The organism is Binatus sp. (SeqCode) (assembly GCF_050013435.1).
Taxonomy (GTDB): domain Bacteria; phylum Desulfobacterota; class Binatia; order Binatales; family Binataceae; genus Binatus.
Genome location: NZ_JBEKFG010000081.1, coordinates 1 through 15,112, shown reverse-complemented (window position 1 = coordinate 15,112; position 15,112 = coordinate 1). Strand labels below are relative to the sequence as shown.

Here is a 15,112-nt window from a genome sequence, read left to right as displayed (position 1 = left end):
CCGGCCTCTTCGAACTATTCGACGAGCTGTTCGGTGGCGGAAGCGACAACCCTCCGACGCCGCGCCAGTTGCTACACCATCGCCACCCGCTGTATCCTGTCATCTTGGGTTTACCCGACGATGAGATTCCGACCGAAGCGTCCGCGGGGCCAACGGTGTGCTCAGACCCGGGGGTCTCCTCAACGCCCGTGCTGCAGAAGCAAACCCCAGCCCCCGGCCCGACTCCGAGCCCGTCGCCCACTCCCGAGCCTATTCCAACATGGCCTTCTCCAAGATGGTACTATCCCCGTCAGCCGTTACCGCCCCCGCCGTCTTTGGTACCATGGAGGCCGGGGGGTTGTGACAATGGCAACTGCTGGAAGCCCGATTTGGGGCCGCAGTATCTGCCGGCGAGTTGCCAATAGGAGTCGGTAGATAGGTATGAGAATAAGCGAGATGCGATCCGCTTCTACGGCACCTCCGATGTTCGAACCCTCGCAAACATCGTCCGTGCCGACCATCGTCGTACTCGTTTTGTCGCTGGTATTGGCTTTCACGCCGAATTGGGAATGGCCGTACGAGATAGCGCAAGTCCAGCTCGGCCTGTCGTGGGCGTCTGCTGGGATGGTGCAGGCAACTCTTCGCGAGATCCTCATCGTGCTGGGAATACTTTCTACCGTGCTCTTCTGGGAGGGGAAGCCGCTAGCCTCGATAGGCGTGCAGAGCCTTCGCACCTCGGATCTGGGTTTGGCAGTTGCGGCCTACCTCTTGTTGGAACTGTCGCAAGATTTCATAGGCGCCCTTTTGAACTCTCAGGCGCTCAGGGCGACAGTGCCAGCGCCCAATCTCGCTCAGGACTTCCTTGAGCTTCCGTTATACCTTCTCCTCGTGGGGGCGACGGTCAATAGCGTGTACGAGGAGATGTGGCGCGCGTTCGCAATTGAGCGAGTCGAGAAGATTTCGGGGAGTGTCACCACGGCGTCGATATTTTCGCTAATAGCAAGCGTTTCGACTCATGTGCCGTATTGGGGTTTCCGCGGTGCGTTAGTGCTTGCGCCGGCGCAGCTAGTATTCGTCCTCTTGTACGTAGGCCGAAGGAGTCTACCGACTTGCGTGGTCACGCACCTCATTAGCGACGTCTATCCGACGGCCATCCGCCCGGCGTTGTCTACGCAAGGCGTCGCCGCGCTTTCAAGATTCGGACTGTGATTTCATCAACGCAGAGAGAGTGTTGCAGATGGATCTGACTAAATCCTGCACGGATAGGCTGCAGGATTTAGCACTTTTCGTCGTCGGAGACGCTCTCTGCCTCTGCACATATTCGCAAGTCGCACACCCGAGCGCTTTCGACCGATTTTTCGCTGGCGCAAGAACATCAAATGGCAACTAACAATAACGTTGAGATATAGAAGATTATTGCTGCCAGTCCGCGAATGAGATTAACTGAATCCCGAAGAGATAGCTTTTGTCTAATTCTAGTTCCCAACTTTGCAAGGCCGCCGCACTCGCTCTCGTGAGTTGGTATCTGATGGTGCCTCCACCGAATTCAAGCGGATCAAATTCATTCGAGGGGTACCCGCCTCTTTCGGAATGGTCTGTTTACAAAAAGTACGACTCAGCTGATGATTGTGAGCAGTTTCGCCTGAACATAGCTGCCGGACTGCTGCAAGACCCTCCTCCAGACTTTTTGCGGCGCTTCGGGGACTCCTTTATTGACGTCTTCGAGCAAGCGAGATGCATTGCGTCCGACGATCCGCGCCTCAGAAAAAAATAGGCCGTCCCGCTACCATCCTGAATGATCCCGCTTCATCAAACAGAGAGAGCTTTGGAGATTAGTCGAGTGAAACCGCTCGCCGGCGAACTTCCGACGCACCAGTTCGCATCGCTAGGCCGTAGGAGGCGGGAGGTTCGCCGAGTACCGAACGACCAGCGGACGCCGCACCCGCGCGTGCGTGCGTGAGCCAAGGCTCGGGTGGCGCAGGGACAAACCACGACCTCGGTGCCGCTGATCGATGGGGAGGGCTCAACGGTCGGACTGGTGAATGCGGCCAATGTGGACGCGGGGCCGGCGACGACGTACACCTATGATCCGGCGGGGAATCCGACGGTGAGCGGCACGGCGAACGATTGGCCGTTCCAGTATCAAGGCATGGAGAAGGAATTCACCGATCCGGGGCCGTACTACTACACTGGCGGAGGCCAGTTCTACAGTGCTCAGTTAGTGCGCTCGTTGTCGGAGGTAGGCCAGACCAGCAGCCAAGGCAGCGGTGGCAGCGGAGGTTTTTCGCCGTCGGGGATGGCGATCGCCCCTCCGTCGGTTTCGACTGGCGGGTTATCGGGGCAGAGCGTCCTGAATGACTCACAGCAGGCGCTTCAAGTGGGTACGGACATATATGTAGGCGCCAACGCGCTCGGGCTCGCCCTTTTCAGTCCGGAGTGGACGATTCCCCTCGCGGTGCCGCTGGCGATCATCGGTGGCGCAATCGATTTTCTGGTGAAATTTTTCGAGGATCTCTTTGGCGGCGGCAGCACGCCTGAAATTCCGCGCCAGCTGCGCCACAAACGCCACCCGCTGTATCCCGTGATACTGGGTTTCCCCGACGGGCTGATCCCGGACGAAGCGTCCAAGGGCAAGGCAGAATTCTGCGGAGACCCTCAGCCCCGCCCCAATGCGCGCCCGCTGGAGAGCCCTGAGTACATGGGATCCTCGGACCTTTCGGGCCTTTCTCCTTTCAACCCCAACCAAGGCCCGGTCTGCACAGAAGCACGGCCGCCGTGCAACCCTTATGTTCCTTACTTTGCCGGAAAGGTGGGCGCGGCAGGGGGACTGCTGCTCGGTATTAGCTTGCGCCTCACAGAGATGCCACAATTGGCAGCTCCAGCAGGAGCCGTAGGAGCCACGCTTGGGGTCCTCGGATATGTGGCGATGGCTGCCTGCCAGGGAGAATGAAAATACCCGGAGTGGGCGATGAAACGTTTGATCACGTCCTCGGTCGCCTATCTTGGCCGCGAAATCTCTCCCACGAGGCTCCGCAGGGCCTTAACGAGGTATTGCGCGCGTGGCTCCGATCGAGCTTAGCCGCAGAATAGGAAAAGGCTTGATGCTGCTGTGCCGCTGATCAACAAGAAGCCATGGCCCATCGGGCGCTTTCCAGAGCCTGAGATCCGGGACGTCAAGCTCCCGCGCTTGGTCGGGCTTGGCGTGGCTTCGCCCTATGAATACGAACTCCTGAATAACGCCACGTCCCTCGGCACCAGTCCTGACAACGACATTACCATCGCTGACAGCACAATAGCACCCCACCACGCGCGAATTATTCAGCTCGGCGTCGGGCGCTTCGTCATCGTGGATCTCGGTTCTGGCACAAACACTTTGATCAATGGAGCGCGGGTCAAGAAGTCCGCAAAGCTACGAAGCGGAGACGAGGTTCAGTTTGGCGACGTGCGGTTGGTGTTTCTTGATGCGAGGGGCACCGCGCGCCTGGACCGCATACGTGCCCTCGGCTTGGAGATTTCGATCTTCCTGCTTCTTATATTGCTGCTCGCGATTTCACAAATTAATTTACTCAGCTGGTTCGGGAGAGCTACCAAGTCCGGCGGCCAGTCGGCTCCAACGCCTGCAACGCGGACAACGCGATGACGGGATGAGCGGGACGGCGAACGATTGGCCGTTCCAGTATCAAGGCATGGAGAAGGAATTCACCGATCCGGGACCGTACTACTATACCGGCGGCGGCCAGTTCTACAGTGCTCAGATCATGCGCTCGCCGTCGGAGACCGGTGAAACCAGCAGCCAAGGCGCCGGGGGTGGCCCGGGAGGCAGTGGCGGGGGAGGCGGTAGTGGTGGCGGAGGAGGTTCGAATCCGTTCCTGCCTGCGTTCAACCCCATTCCCACCTCAGGTTCGCAAATTGCCGGTAATCTCCAAAACGGGGCTGAAGCCGCAGGGGCAGGTTTGGCGGCGCTTGGAGCGAATTGGGGAATCAGCTCGGTAGTCGCTGCGCTCACCGCGGGCGAGGTTGTTATCCCCGTCGTGGGATGGATCGCGGCGGTTGGTACCGGCCTCTTCGAACTATTCGACGAGCTGTTCGGGGGCGGCGGCAGCGAGCCGCCGACGCCGCGCCAGTTGCTCCACGACCGCCACCCGCTGTATCCTGTCATCTTGGGTTTCCCGCACGGTCTGATTCCGGACCAAGTGTCTGCGGCAAAGCCAGAATTCTGCGTAGGCCCACTGCCGTGTGGCACGGCCCCGCTACTACTGGAGGCCCAGTACCGGCCCACGCCGGTACCCGGCGCAGGGCTCTCCGATGAAGAAATCAACGACATGCTCAAATTAGCTGCTGAAGGAACGACGGTCAATCAAGCATATGAGTTGTATCTACAAGGAAAGCTGACCGAACAAGAGTTTGAATTCTTTCTCCTCATGAGGGGGGGGCCCGCGGCGACGCCGACTCCTACTCCGGCGCCAGGCGAGCTCGCATCGGCGCTTCTTTGAGCGGCTCTACTCTGCTGCCAAAGTGGGATAATGGAATCATTCGCGCAGACGCGCAGTGACCGGATCCGGCCAGAATCTGCCGCTGCTATGTCGGCCGCGTCATCAGCCTGGTACCCGGCTGCGGTGTATGCCGGAGCTTGGCTTATCGCGGCCGTCTGGTTGTTTGGGCGAGGTGTAGGCCACGTCGCGGGCGACTTGCTGCCACAATTTGCCCAGATGGCGGTGCCGACCTTCGTTGGTTGCTGGCTGAGAATCCGGCTCGGGGCGGAGCCTCTGGCAGTAGTCGGAGCCGCGCGGAGCCATCGCTCGGTGTGGCGGGCTGTTCTCGCCTGCCTCGCGGTCGCCGCAGTTGCTACGCCCGCTGATCTCGGTGTCTCCCTAACGACTCTTCGCCTAAGTGAGTATTTCCGCGGTGCCAAGTACGGCGCTGGCCAAAGAACCCTCTTCTTTGGGCTAGATCGCCTTCCTTTCGTGACCGCGTTCCTCCTGTGGACTTCGCTTTCGGAGGAGGCAATCTACAGGCTTGGGCTGCTTACGTCTTTGGTTTATACACTGCGCATATCACTCTTAGCGGGTCGCGCCTGCGCGATGGAGTTGCCTGCTCACATGGCAGTTGAGGACAGGGCAGGGGCTCGCTCAGGCGTCAGAATCTGGCGAGACCCGGCATTCTGGGCAGCCAACCTGATTCAGGCGTACATCTTCGGTGCAGTCCATGCGCTTGTGCGCGGACGGGGGTCGAGCATTCTGACGGTTCTTGCGGCGCCGCCTACGTGGGGCGGGGTGGTGTTGGGATTCTTGTATTGGCGCTTCGGCATCGAAGCGGCAGTGCTCACTCACCTGTTTGGTAATCTCGTCGTGATCTTTCTTCTTTGACCGTCTTCGGGCGAGTTTGTGGGTGTGGGAGGCGAGGGTGGAAATCAGACTACTTGGGTGCCGTTGATCGATGCGTCGGGCTCGACCATTGCGCTGGTGAATGCGGCCTCGACCGGATCTCCGCCGGCGACGACGTACACCTATGATCCATCAGGGAATCCGACGGTGAGCGGCACGGCGAACGATTGGCCGTTCCAGTATCAGGGGATGGAGAAGGAATTCACCGATCCGGGACCGTACTATTATACCGGCGGTGGCCAGTTCTATAGTGCTCAGCTTGTGCGCTCGCCGTCGGAGACCGGTCAGACCAGCAGCCAAGGCACGGGCGGCCCGCCGGGCAACGGCATTGCCGCGCCGCGCCATTGGCGTTGTCCCGAAAAGAATCATTGCGGCGATTGGATACATCCCGACGATTGAAAACTCTTCATTAAACGATCGTTCATTTCGGGCACAACCTATGCTACGCCTAGCCTATCCCGTTCGGTACAAGGGTCGAGGAGCGAGGAATGGACATCTACCGCGAGCTAAACGTCGAATTCCCTAAAGACCTCGTGCCCATCAAGGAGAGTGTTCATCGCTTCGCCAAGGAGGTGCTTCGCCCGGCTGCGGCGGCGCTGGACCGGATGAGCGATCCGCGCGACGTGATCGCGCTCGATTCGCCGCTGAGAAAAGTTTACAAACAGGCATACCAGTTGGGATACCACGTCGCCGGCCTTCCCACGGAACTGGGCGGGATGGGACTGCGTGGGCTCGGAATGCATGTGCTGATCGAGGAGCTGGCTTGGGGCTCGAGCGATCTGGCGATCAGCCTCCTGGCCACGGGTTTCCCGTTTTCGGCAGCCGCCGCAAGCGGCAATCCGGAACTTTTCGAAAAGTTCGTTAAGCCCTATATCGCCGATCGCGACGGCAGTCTCATCGGATGCTGGGCGATCACTGAGCCTCAGCACGGCTCCGATGAACTGGTGCCGGGTACGCCCGAGTTCCACAATCCCCGCGTGACTGGTCAGGTCGTCGCGCGCGCCGACGGCGACTCATATGTGATCAATGGACAGAAGGCGGCATGGGTCTCCAACGGGACAATCGCAACCCACGCGGCGCTCTATCTGACGACCGAGCCCAAGGCCGGCATGGCCGGCGGGGGTATCGCTTTCGTCCCGCTCAACCTGCCCGGCGTAACCAAGGGTAAGCCGCTCAACAAGCTCGGCCAACGCGCGCTCAATCAGGGTGAAATTTATTTCGACAATGTGAGGATTCCGCGCAAGTGGATGCTGACCGGCAGCGAGGGTTACGAGCTCGAAGTCCAGCGGACTCTCACCTTTGCCAACTCTGCGATGGCGGCTGCGTTCACCGGCGTCGCGCGCGCCGCTTTCGAAGAAGCGCTCGACTACTCCCGGCAGCGCGTCCAGGGCGGACAGCCGATCTGCGAGCATCAGCTCGTCCAGAAGCATCTGTTCGAGATGTTCACCAAGGTTGAGGTATGCCGGGCGCTGTCACGGGCCGTGATGATCTACAACCAAACCTCGACGGCTCCGTCGCTGGAGCACGCGATCGCGGCCAAGACGTTCTGCACACAGACATCGTTCGAGGTCGCGAGCGACGCGCTCCAGGTATTCGGTGGCAATGGCCTCAGCAAGGAGTACGGAATCGAAAAAATCTTCCGCGACGCACGCGCCTCGTTGATTGAGGACGGCACCAACGATGTCCTGAGCCTGGCGGGTGCACGCCACATTCTCAGTCGCAGCGGCGTGACGGCACCTGCTATAACGCAGTAGCGCCGCGCCGGGATCGCAAAACAATCAACATGGCGCATCTTCGGGGACCGATCGATCGAAAGAAAGCGGGAATCAACATCGCCCGCGCCTGACAAGGAGAATCGAAAATGCCAAACCGGGAACGTGTGACAGTAGCCGGCGTCGGGATGACGCGCTTCGGCAAGTATTCGGATCGCGGCGTCCGCTCGCTGGCCGAAGAAGCGGTGGGCGATGCGCTCAAGGACGCCGGCGTCGGGCCGAAGGATATCGAGGCGGTTTTCTTTTCGAATGCGATTGCCGGATTGATCACCGGCCAGGAAATGATCCGCGGACAAGTCGCGCTGCGGAACACCGGCATCCTTGGCGTCCCGCTGTTCAACGTGGAAAACGCGTGTGCGTCCGCGTCGTCGGCATTCCACCTCGCGTGGATGGCGATTCAATCGGGACTCTACGAAGTCACGCTCGCCGTTGGCGCGGAGAAGATGACCCATCCCGATAAGAGCGTCACCTTCAGGGCGATCGGCACCGCCGTGGATTTGGATCAAATTCGCGAACTCAAGGCTCGGATGAGCGCCGGCGACAAGAAGCCGGAAATCGAGGGTGGCGGCGAGAAGAAATCGTTCTTCATGGATATCTACGCGGCCTCCACCCGCGAATACATGAAGGTAAGCGGTGCGACCGCGGAGACCTTTGCCGATGTCGCGGTGAAGAGCCACGCCTTTGGCGCGCTGAATCCCAAGGCGCAGTTCAACGATCGCGTCACGCGCGAGCAGGTCCTGGCCTCGCGCGAAGTCTCGGCGCCGTTGACCGTAATGATGTGTTCGCCGATCGGAGACGGTTCGGCCGCGGCAGTGCTCATGTCGGAAAAGTATGCGCGCCGGATGGGTATCGCGACGCCGGTCGAGGTTCGCTCATCGGTAATCTTTTCAGGGCGCGATCGCGCAGCCGACGAGCCCACCGCGCTCGAGCGGGTGGCCAAGCGCGCCTACGAAGTCGCCGGCGTCGGGCCGTCGGACATCGACGTGCTCGAGGTCCACGACGCCGCTGCGCCCGCGGAACTCATCTCGGTTGAGGAACTCGGAATCTGCGCCCGGGGCGAGGGCCCCAAGTTCCTAGCGAGCGGAGCCATGAATCTCGGCGGAGCCCACGTCGTCAATCCCAGCGGCGGACTGCTCTCGAAGGGCCATCCGATTGGCGCCACCGGAATCGCGCAAATCGTGGAAATCGTCGATCAGCTGCGCGGCCGATGCGGTGCGCGCCAGGTCAATGGCGCGCGCGTAGGACTCACCGAAAACGGTGGCGGCTTTCTGGGACGCGATGCCGCGGCGATGTCGGTTCACATTTTCTCGCGGTAGCAGAGGCGCGATGGAGTACCAGGCGTCGATTGGTTGACGGCGGCCGATCCTTCGATCCCAAGCGCCCGTGGAGCAGGAATAACTTTTCGGAAGAGAGATGATGACCGAACAGACGATCGAAGGGTACGAGTCAGTCAGGACCTGGCGGCGCGATCTAAGCGATCAATGGGGCGGCGACCCGATTGCCGAAGAGCCCGAGAAGCTGCAAGCACTCGCGCGATTCTGCGAATTCGTGGGCGAGGATCCCGATGCGATCATCGGGCGCTGCTTTCGGGTTCGGAAGTCAGATGGCGAGCGGGTAATCAGCGCAAAATGGCGCGCCCATTACGCCGCAAAGGTTCGTGAGTTTCGCGAACACAACCCGGACCAGGAGTCACAACGCATGGGCGCCAATGTGCTGAGTTTTTTGATCCACAATGGTGTGCTGATCCAGGTTTAGGAGCCTCGGATATCGTGGTGCACGATTGCGGGGGCAACGAGCCTGACTGCGATCTGATCGATCAGCCTCAGTTCTTCAGCCAGGTGACGATTTTCTGGTGAATCCCGATCGGATCCGCCACCTGAAATGCGTGTCCCGCGCCTGGAATGATGTACAACTCGGCCTGCGGGATTCTGCTCTTGATGAGGTTGGCGTTCTCCGGCAGCACGAGCACGTCCTTGTCGCCGTGCACGATCAGCACCGGGCACTTGATCTGCGGCAGCCGATCGTACGCGTTGAACTGCAATATTCCCGCCAGCGCGCGGTCCGCGGTCGCGGCCGGCGTGGGGGGCATCATCTTCGCGCCCGCAACTAGCATTGCTTTGATCTCGGGATGCTCGGCGGCGAATTCCATCGGCATGATTGCCGGCAGCAGGATGTCGAAGCCCTTCTCCGGATCGGTCGCCATGATCCTGCTAGCCGTCATTAGCTTATCGAGGATCTCCGGCGCCGCCATCTTCGTGGTCGGCCCGCCCGCCATCGTGCATCCAAGCACGACTTTGGCGACCTGCTCGGGATGCCTGAGGGTGAGCTCTTGCGCGATCATCCCGCCCATCGATACTCCAAACACTTTTGCTTTCGGGATTCCGAGCGCCCGGAGCAGATTGCTGCCGTCATCGGCCATGCCCTCGACGGTGTAGGTCTCCTCGGGCTTGTCGCTGAGTCCCGTTCCGCGATTGTCAAAATAGATGCACTTGAAACCGCTGAAGAACGGCAACGACGGAATCCACGCGGCGCCCGACATCCCGAATCCCATGATCAGCAGCAACGGCTCGCCGTCGCCGTACGTTTCGTAGTTGAGGTTGATGTTACCGGCTTTGATTGTTGGCATCGCGAAAAATTTACTCCCCGTGAAAAATTCAAAAAGGCGGATGCGGCTCTTTACCTAGCTGCATCCGCCGCGCGCAAACCCAAGTCTCTATCAGACGAGCTTCAAGATGCTATCGGGATACTGTTCATTCGGATCGACGCCTGGTTCCATCGTATACACGATCGACTTATCGACCACCAACTGTCCGTCGTCGCCTACGTAAATCTTGAATCGATCCATCGGGCGCGGCGCCGGCCCTTCGAAATTGAGTCCGCTGATGTAATAACCCGAGCCGTGGCACGGACATTTGAACTTCTGCTCGGTCTTCAACCATCGCGGCGTGCATCCCAGATGGGTGCATTTGGCGAAGATCGCGTAGAAACCCGCCTTGGTGCGGATGATCCAGGTGCGGAAATCCTGCTTGAACTTCTCGCTCACCTCGCCAACCACGTAATCGTCCGGAAAGCCGGCCTTGAATTTCGATGGCGGCAGAAACAGCACGCGCGGAAACGCCGAGCGAATCGCCGCGAGCAGGCCGATCAGCGAGAATGCACCGAACCCCGCCCATCCGAGGACACCCAGAAAATCGCGCCGACTCCACAATGTGCCGGGCTCGGACTTTTCCTTGTCCCGCTTCGCCCGTTCTTTCGCCTGCTCGTCCTCACGCCACTTCTTGAGTTCGGCAGGATCCGTCGGAGCCTTCTCTTTGATTGCGACCGCCATCTAAGTGACGCTACCTCCCAGCTTGTAACAACCCTGTTGTTAACTCAGCCACACCGGATTGGACGGATCCGATTAGCAAAAATTCTACTTCTTGGCAAAAATTCTACTTACCAAAGATACGCAACGTTCAAGGACGGCGATAACCACGAGCGCTTCGCAGGATTGCGCCAATGACGATGTTTCACAGCAAAACGCGAAAATTCAGTGCAGGACCGGCTGACTGCTCGAAGGTGGCGCCGCGCTCGAGGGCGCCGCGAATGACGGTGCCGCCTGCCTGATCACGGTTGCATTCGTCGTGACCGGCGACCTGGTTGGAGACCAATCCTGCGGTGCCGTGGACGCCGACGCCGACTCCATCGTGTTGTCCGGAATAATGGGAACCCTCGGCGGTGGCGCGCTGTCATTGCCGCCCACCGGCCGGAAAACCGGCGCTACCGGACTGTCGTTGGCGATGTAATGCATCGGACGCGCCACGACCCATTCGAGCGCGAACCCAATGGGATAGACCACGTCGGCGAACAGCGCGAGCGGCTGCGAATCCTCGTCGTGATATTCCTTGGGATTCTGTAGGTCGGTGTCGTTGTATTGCGCGTGCGAAATTGTGGGCAGCGCGATCCAAAGCGCGGCGCAGAAAATAATTGCAATTCGGCGCATGTGGTCAACTTTGCGCGATTGGCCGCCGTCGTGTCAACACTTCGCGATCGCTGGCCGCCGCGCCCGGCTGCGGGTGGATTCCCGCGCTGGATCGTTCTTGCCTTGGCGCCCCTGCCGGCGCAATTCTAAACGCGATGAGGACATCAGTGATGCGCTCCGTTCGTGCATGCCTGCGAAATCCCGCGACCGCGGCCGTCCTGTTTCAATTCGCCCTCGCGACGATTGCCCATGGCGCGCCGCCGCCGGGTGCGATCACTTTCGTAGGCACCGATTCCAACATCTACTACTGCGATACCAAATGTTCCGAGCCAAAATGCATCACGTGCAAGGCAGCCGCGATTAACGTCCGGCGCGACGACGCGATCGTGCCGGTCGCCGACTCGGCTCCCGACGCGGGCCACGCCGGCGCTACCGTGTACGGATTGCCGACGTTCTCGCCCGACGGCAAGCGCCTGGCGTATTCGTCCGAGACTCACAAGGACGCTGAAAACTCGTTCGCGGTATGGGTTTCCGATCTCGCGCGCAGCCAGCCGGCGCAAATCTTTGAAAGCCGCACCGAGCGCATCGTGTACCTGGACTGGCTGCCCGACGCACAGCATCTTTCATTCCTGCTCGCTGAGCCGCGCGGACTCAGCCTGATGCTGGCCGAGGTCAAGGAATCGAGGCCGGTCAGAATCGTCGCCACCGGGATGCCTCTGTACTTCGATTGGAGCGCGCAGCCCGGCGAGGTTGCGTTGCATACGCTCGCCCTCGACTCGGATCGCACCGAACAGGTTTCGCTGATGAGCCTGACGCCCACCAGCCAGAGCATCGTCAAGGTGCTCTCGCGCGGACGCACGCCGTTCAAGACTCCCGCCTGGTCGCCTGACGGCAAGCATCTCGCCTACATCGCGAACTACCACGCCGAATCGAACATCGTGGTGGCCGACGCCGACGCCAGCCATCCGCGCTCCGTCGTGAGTTTGCCGGTTGGCGAGAACAGTTTCGTGTGGGCGCCCGACTCGGCGCATCTGGCCTACTCGACGGCGCTCACGCCGCGCGATCCCACCTATCACGGCATCAAGCTGGTTGACGTCGCCAGCGCGAATTCGAAATGGCTGACCCACAACGACGTCGCCGCATTTTTCTTCGCGCCCGACTCGCGCCATCTCGCCTACATCGGCGTCCCCGAAGACAAACCCTACTGCACCTGGTCGGTCATCGACATCAAGACCGGCGCGGAAAAAGTGCTCGGCAACTTTCTCGCAACGCAAGAGGAATCGATCGCCTACAACTACTTCGACCAACTCGCCGTATCGCACAGCATCTGGTCGCCCGATTCATCGTCGTTTATTTATGCGGGCGTGCGATTGGCGGGATCGCCGGGGCAGGCGCTGGGAATTGCGCCGCCGCCGAGCGCGTATATTGTGCCCATCGACGGCAGCGAGCCCCACGCGATCTCAAACGCGGTGCTCGCCTTCTTTTCCCCGGCCAGGTAGCGCGTCTATTCCTTGCGGCACACGTAGATTGCCGCCGGCCGGCCCAGCACCGACACGCGGAAAATCTTGCTCGGTGCGAGCTTGCGGATACGCTCGAGCTCGCGCATCAGCCGCCACTCCGCCGTCAGCATCACCATCACGCCGCCGCTCTTGAGCACGCGCGTGAACTCCTTGAACCACAGCGGATAGAGTTTGCGATTCTCGCCGTGCGATCCGTAGCGCAATCCCCACGGCAGGTTGGTGACGATTTTATTTACGCTCGCGTCGCCGAGCGGGATCGCGCCCGCGTCCCAGTTCTCGAGCTGGATTGGCTTGTAACGTGCGCCGACATTGATCCGCGCCGCCGCGATCGCCCCGTGATCGAGATCGCTGCCCAGCAGCATCGCGTAGCGCCCCAGATGCGCCCGCTCGATCAGAATCGTTCCCGCGCCGCAAAACGGATCGAGCACGACGTCGTCCTCGCGCGGCTCCGACAGCCATCCCAGCGCCGCCGCACTCGACGCGCGCAACGAGGCGGGGCGATTCGCCGCCTTGTACTCGCGATGCCGCATGCGGTCGTCGCTGAGCCTCACGGTCAGGAAAAACTCCGCGTCGATCATGGTCGCCCAGAACTCGACGTCCGCGTCCTCTTCTTCCAGTCGCCAGGTGTGATCGCCCCGCTCGACGATCCCGCGCTCGACCGCGCGCTGAAAATCGACGCGCCGAAATTCGTGCTCGCCCGCCATCCTGGCGATCACGCGGAACTTGAGCCTGCGGCCCGCGCGCGTCCCCGGCGAGACCTTGACCCGCGCCGCCAGCGCAGCCTCGACCAGCGGCGCTTCGCGCGCCGCGGCGCGAATTTTGTCCAGCGCCGCGCTCTCCGGCCCAATCCCGGCCCGGTAGCCGGCCAGCCCGAACAGGTCCTCAGCCGTCCGAAGAACGCCCAGTTTCGCTGCCGCCGGCGCGAAAAAAATCGTCATCCCGGCGCGATCCGGCACCACCCGCCGCGCGATCTCGCGGGCGCCCCGGATTCGTCCGGCTATTTCCAAAGCCGCGATCCCCTCGAATCCCGGCTGCGTATGCGCGATGTAGAGGTTCGGCCCGAAGCGTATCGGATGCGGCTGCGCGCGCTCGGGCGCAGCCTTGCGATCGCGCGCAGCCTTGCGATTGCGCCCGGCATGTCGTTCCGTCTGGCGCGCGCTAATCAACTTCGGCTCGCGTACGCCCTACTTCGAGCGTGACAGGTACTCGCCGGTTTCGGTGTTGATCGTGATCGTGTCGCCCTCGACGACGAAATGCGGCACCTGGATCGTCCTTCCGGTCTCCAGCGTCGCCGGCTTGAGCGTGTTGGTCACCGCCGCCGTCTTCACTCCCGGATCGGTCTGCACCACCTTGAGCGCCACCGTTTTCGGCAGCCGGACGTTGAGCGGCGTCGTTTCATAGAACTCGACTTCGACTTCGAGGTTCGGCGTCAGAAATCCCACCACGTCCTCGATCAGCTCCTTGGGAATCGTGATCTGCTCGTAGTTCTCGGTGTTCATGAAATGGAAATCGTCGCCGTCCTGGTAGAGGAACTGCATCTTGCTCTGGTTCAGGATGACCCGCTCGACGCGATCTTCCGAGCGGAACCGGTTCTCGGTTTGCGACCCCGTCTTCACGTTGCGCAGCTTGGTCTGCACCATCCCGCGCCAGTTGCCCGGCGTGATATGCGTGATCGTCATGATCCGGTACAGGTCTTTGTTGTATTCGACAATCATACCCGGGCGCAGTTGCGTCGCTTGAATCAGCATTGTGTGGACACTCTCGATAAAGAACGAAGGTTAAGAGGGCAATTCTACGCAAGCCCGCAGCGCGCGGCAAGTTCGCGCCAACTTTCGATCGCGCGGCTCGGCCCGTGCGGCTACGGCGATTGCTTGTAGCGCTCTGCCGTTTGCTTTATCTGGCGTGAGAGCTTCAGGAATATATCGCCCTCGTCGTAGATGAAGAGCACCAGGGCGCCGCCGGCGCCGACAATCAAACCCAGGATAAATGCGCCCATAGTTCCGCTCCTCCGGATACCCCGGATTATATTCAAATCCACCCTCCGAAACCTAGCAGGGGTGACCCCTGCACCCAGTGTTAAGGCCGCCCGCCGTTGGCGGGCGCGGCCCCTGCCAACGGCTTAATACTGCGCTGCCGTCGCCACGGCCCGGGGTGGCCGCCTAACCCGAGTGTCCACACATTCGGGGCAACCCCAATGCGGCCTGACGGCCTGTTAGAACAGGTGAGGGGAGGAGACGCTGTTGATAGTTCTGGTTCGATGCCCGCGCCTAGCGTTTTTTGTGTCATCCCGAGCGCAGCCGAGGGACTCCGGATCTTTTTCTTCTTTGTGTCATTCTAGAGCGAAGCGAAGAATCCCGGATCCTTCCTAGCCTCTCCCTGACAGGAAGCCTTTGCATAACTCGTGCGTCTCTTATGAAACAGGTGTGAGGGATGCGGAGGAGGAGCGGCAGATGAGTCATCGGATGATGGGGCAAATTAGTTTGGCGGAGAGCATAA

The 15,112-nt window shown here is 60.8% G+C and carries 16 protein-coding genes; 10 read left to right on the top strand and 6 right to left on the bottom strand.

Annotation, left to right across the window (positions count from 1 at the left end; translation table 11 throughout):
- Positions 1 to 435: 435 nt before the first annotated feature.
- The 9 genes from ABSB13_RS14405 to ABSB13_RS14365 all read left to right on the top strand — a co-directional run bounded on the left by ABSB13_RS14405 (position 436) and on the right by ABSB13_RS14365 (position 8,890).
- Entirely contained in the window at positions 436 to 1,188 is a 753-nt protein-coding gene (locus tag ABSB13_RS14405; RefSeq protein ID WP_428109768.1) for a CPBP family glutamic-type intramembrane protease, read from the top strand.
- 763 nt (positions 1,189 to 1,951) lie between these two features.
- Positions 1,952 to 2,929 carry a hypothetical protein gene (locus ABSB13_RS14400; RefSeq protein ID WP_428109766.1) on the top strand — a complete coding sequence of 326 codons (978 nt, stop codon included), beginning with the start codon at positions 1,952 to 1,954 and terminating at the stop codon, positions 2,927 to 2,929.
- 159 nt (positions 2,930 to 3,088) lie between these two features.
- Positions 3,089 to 3,619, top strand: coding sequence for an FHA domain-containing protein (locus ABSB13_RS14395; RefSeq protein ID WP_428109763.1), 531 nt, complete (start codon positions 3,089 to 3,091; stop codon positions 3,617 to 3,619).
- A 4-nt stretch (positions 3,620 to 3,623) separates the two neighbouring features.
- Positions 3,624 to 4,472 carry a hypothetical protein gene (locus ABSB13_RS14390; RefSeq protein ID WP_428109761.1) on the top strand — a complete coding sequence of 283 codons (849 nt, stop codon included), beginning with the start codon at positions 3,624 to 3,626 and terminating at the stop codon, positions 4,470 to 4,472.
- A 606-nt stretch (positions 4,473 to 5,078) separates the two neighbouring features.
- Entirely contained in the window at positions 5,079 to 5,345 is a 267-nt protein-coding gene (locus ABSB13_RS14385) for a CPBP family glutamic-type intramembrane protease (protein ID WP_428109758.1), read from the top strand.
- Positions 5,346 to 5,510: 165 nt separating this feature from the next.
- Complete coding sequence (locus ABSB13_RS14380) at positions 5,511 to 5,762, top strand: hypothetical protein (protein WP_428109756.1); 252 nt, start codon at positions 5,511 to 5,513, stop codon at positions 5,760 to 5,762.
- A gap of 89 nt (positions 5,763 to 5,851) precedes the next feature.
- Entirely contained in the window at positions 5,852 to 7,117 is a 1,266-nt protein-coding gene (locus tag ABSB13_RS14375; RefSeq protein WP_428109753.1) for an acyl-CoA dehydrogenase family protein, read from the top strand.
- A 107-nt stretch (positions 7,118 to 7,224) separates the two neighbouring features.
- On the top strand, positions 7,225 to 8,451 hold the full coding sequence (locus ABSB13_RS14370) for a thiolase family protein (protein ID WP_428109751.1): 1,227 nt from the start codon (positions 7,225 to 7,227) through the stop codon (positions 8,449 to 8,451).
- A gap of 97 nt (positions 8,452 to 8,548) precedes the next feature.
- Positions 8,549 to 8,890 (top strand): hypothetical protein, encoded by a 342-nt coding sequence (locus ABSB13_RS14365; RefSeq protein ID WP_428109749.1) that lies wholly within the window; start codon positions 8,549 to 8,551, stop codon positions 8,888 to 8,890.
- A 67-nt stretch (positions 8,891 to 8,957) separates the two neighbouring features.
- Here the strand turns inward: ABSB13_RS14365 and ABSB13_RS14360 are convergent, their stop codons facing one another.
- The 3 genes from ABSB13_RS14360 to ABSB13_RS14350 form a co-directional block, all read right to left on the bottom strand.
- Entirely contained in the window at positions 8,958 to 9,761 is an 804-nt protein-coding gene (locus ABSB13_RS14360; RefSeq protein WP_428109746.1) for an alpha/beta fold hydrolase, read from the bottom strand.
- A gap of 90 nt (positions 9,762 to 9,851) precedes the next feature.
- Positions 9,852 to 10,463 (bottom strand): QcrA and Rieske domain-containing protein, encoded by a 612-nt coding sequence (locus ABSB13_RS14355; protein WP_428109744.1) that lies wholly within the window; start codon positions 10,461 to 10,463, stop codon positions 9,852 to 9,854.
- Between the two features lie 201 nt (positions 10,464 to 10,664).
- A complete protein-coding gene (locus tag ABSB13_RS14350; protein ID WP_428109742.1) occupies positions 10,665 to 11,117 on the bottom strand; it encodes a hypothetical protein in 453 nt (150 codons plus the stop codon).
- Between the two features lie 149 nt (positions 11,118 to 11,266).
- Here ABSB13_RS14350 and ABSB13_RS14345 point away from each other — a divergent pair, with 149 nt between their 5' ends.
- On the top strand, positions 11,267 to 12,595 hold the full coding sequence (locus tag ABSB13_RS14345) for a TolB family protein (RefSeq protein WP_428109739.1): 1,329 nt from the start codon (positions 11,267 to 11,269) through the stop codon (positions 12,593 to 12,595).
- A gap of 5 nt (positions 12,596 to 12,600) precedes the next feature.
- On the opposite strand, the gene ABSB13_RS14340 is transcribed toward ABSB13_RS14345, so the two are convergent.
- From ABSB13_RS14340 to ABSB13_RS14330, 3 genes are all read right to left on the bottom strand, one after another.
- The gene (locus ABSB13_RS14340) at positions 12,601 to 13,782 is read right to left on the bottom strand and encodes a THUMP domain-containing class I SAM-dependent methyltransferase (protein WP_428109737.1); all 1,182 of its coding nucleotides are present in this window, start codon (positions 13,780 to 13,782) and stop codon (positions 12,601 to 12,603) included.
- A gap of 18 nt (positions 13,783 to 13,800) precedes the next feature.
- Positions 13,801 to 14,364, bottom strand: coding sequence for an elongation factor P (efp, locus tag ABSB13_RS14335; protein ID WP_428109735.1), 564 nt, complete (start codon positions 14,362 to 14,364; stop codon positions 13,801 to 13,803).
- Between the two features lie 110 nt (positions 14,365 to 14,474).
- Positions 14,475 to 14,612 carry a hypothetical protein gene (locus tag ABSB13_RS14330; RefSeq protein ID WP_428109733.1) on the bottom strand — a complete coding sequence of 46 codons (138 nt, stop codon included), beginning with the start codon at positions 14,610 to 14,612 and terminating at the stop codon, positions 14,475 to 14,477.
- Between the last annotated feature and the right edge of the window lie 500 nt (positions 14,613 to 15,112).

Coding starts and splice junctions, on each gene's coding strand:
- ABSB13_RS14390 (WP_428109761.1), top strand. CDS start 3,624: ATGAGCGGGACGGCGAACGATTGGCCGTTCCAGTATCAAGGCATGGAG.
- ABSB13_RS14375 (WP_428109753.1), top strand. CDS start 5,852: ATGGACATCTACCGCGAGCTAAACGTCGAATTCCCTAAAGACCTCGTG.
- ABSB13_RS14345 (WP_428109739.1), top strand. CDS start 11,267: ATGCGCTCCGTTCGTGCATGCCTGCGAAATCCCGCGACCGCGGCCGTC.
- ABSB13_RS14385 (WP_428109758.1), top strand. CDS start 5,079: ATGGCAGTTGAGGACAGGGCAGGGGCTCGCTCAGGCGTCAGAATCTGG.
- ABSB13_RS14370 (WP_428109751.1), top strand. CDS start 7,225: ATGCCAAACCGGGAACGTGTGACAGTAGCCGGCGTCGGGATGACGCGC.
- ABSB13_RS14365 (WP_428109749.1), top strand. CDS start 8,549: ATGATGACCGAACAGACGATCGAAGGGTACGAGTCAGTCAGGACCTGG.
- ABSB13_RS14330 (WP_428109733.1), bottom strand. CDS start 14,612: ATGGGCGCATTTATCCTGGGTTTGATTGTCGGCGCCGGCGGCGCCCTG.
- efp (WP_428109735.1), bottom strand. CDS start 14,364: ATGCTGATTCAAGCGACGCAACTGCGCCCGGGTATGATTGTCGAATAC.
- ABSB13_RS14360 (WP_428109746.1), bottom strand. CDS start 9,761: ATGCCAACAATCAAAGCCGGTAACATCAACCTCAACTACGAAACGTAC.
- ABSB13_RS14350 (WP_428109742.1), bottom strand. CDS start 11,117: ATGCGCCGAATTGCAATTATTTTCTGCGCCGCGCTTTGGATCGCGCTG.
- ABSB13_RS14355 (WP_428109744.1), bottom strand. CDS start 10,463: ATGGCGGTCGCAATCAAAGAGAAGGCTCCGACGGATCCTGCCGAACTC.
- ABSB13_RS14405 (WP_428109768.1), top strand. CDS start 436: ATGCGATCCGCTTCTACGGCACCTCCGATGTTCGAACCCTCGCAAACA.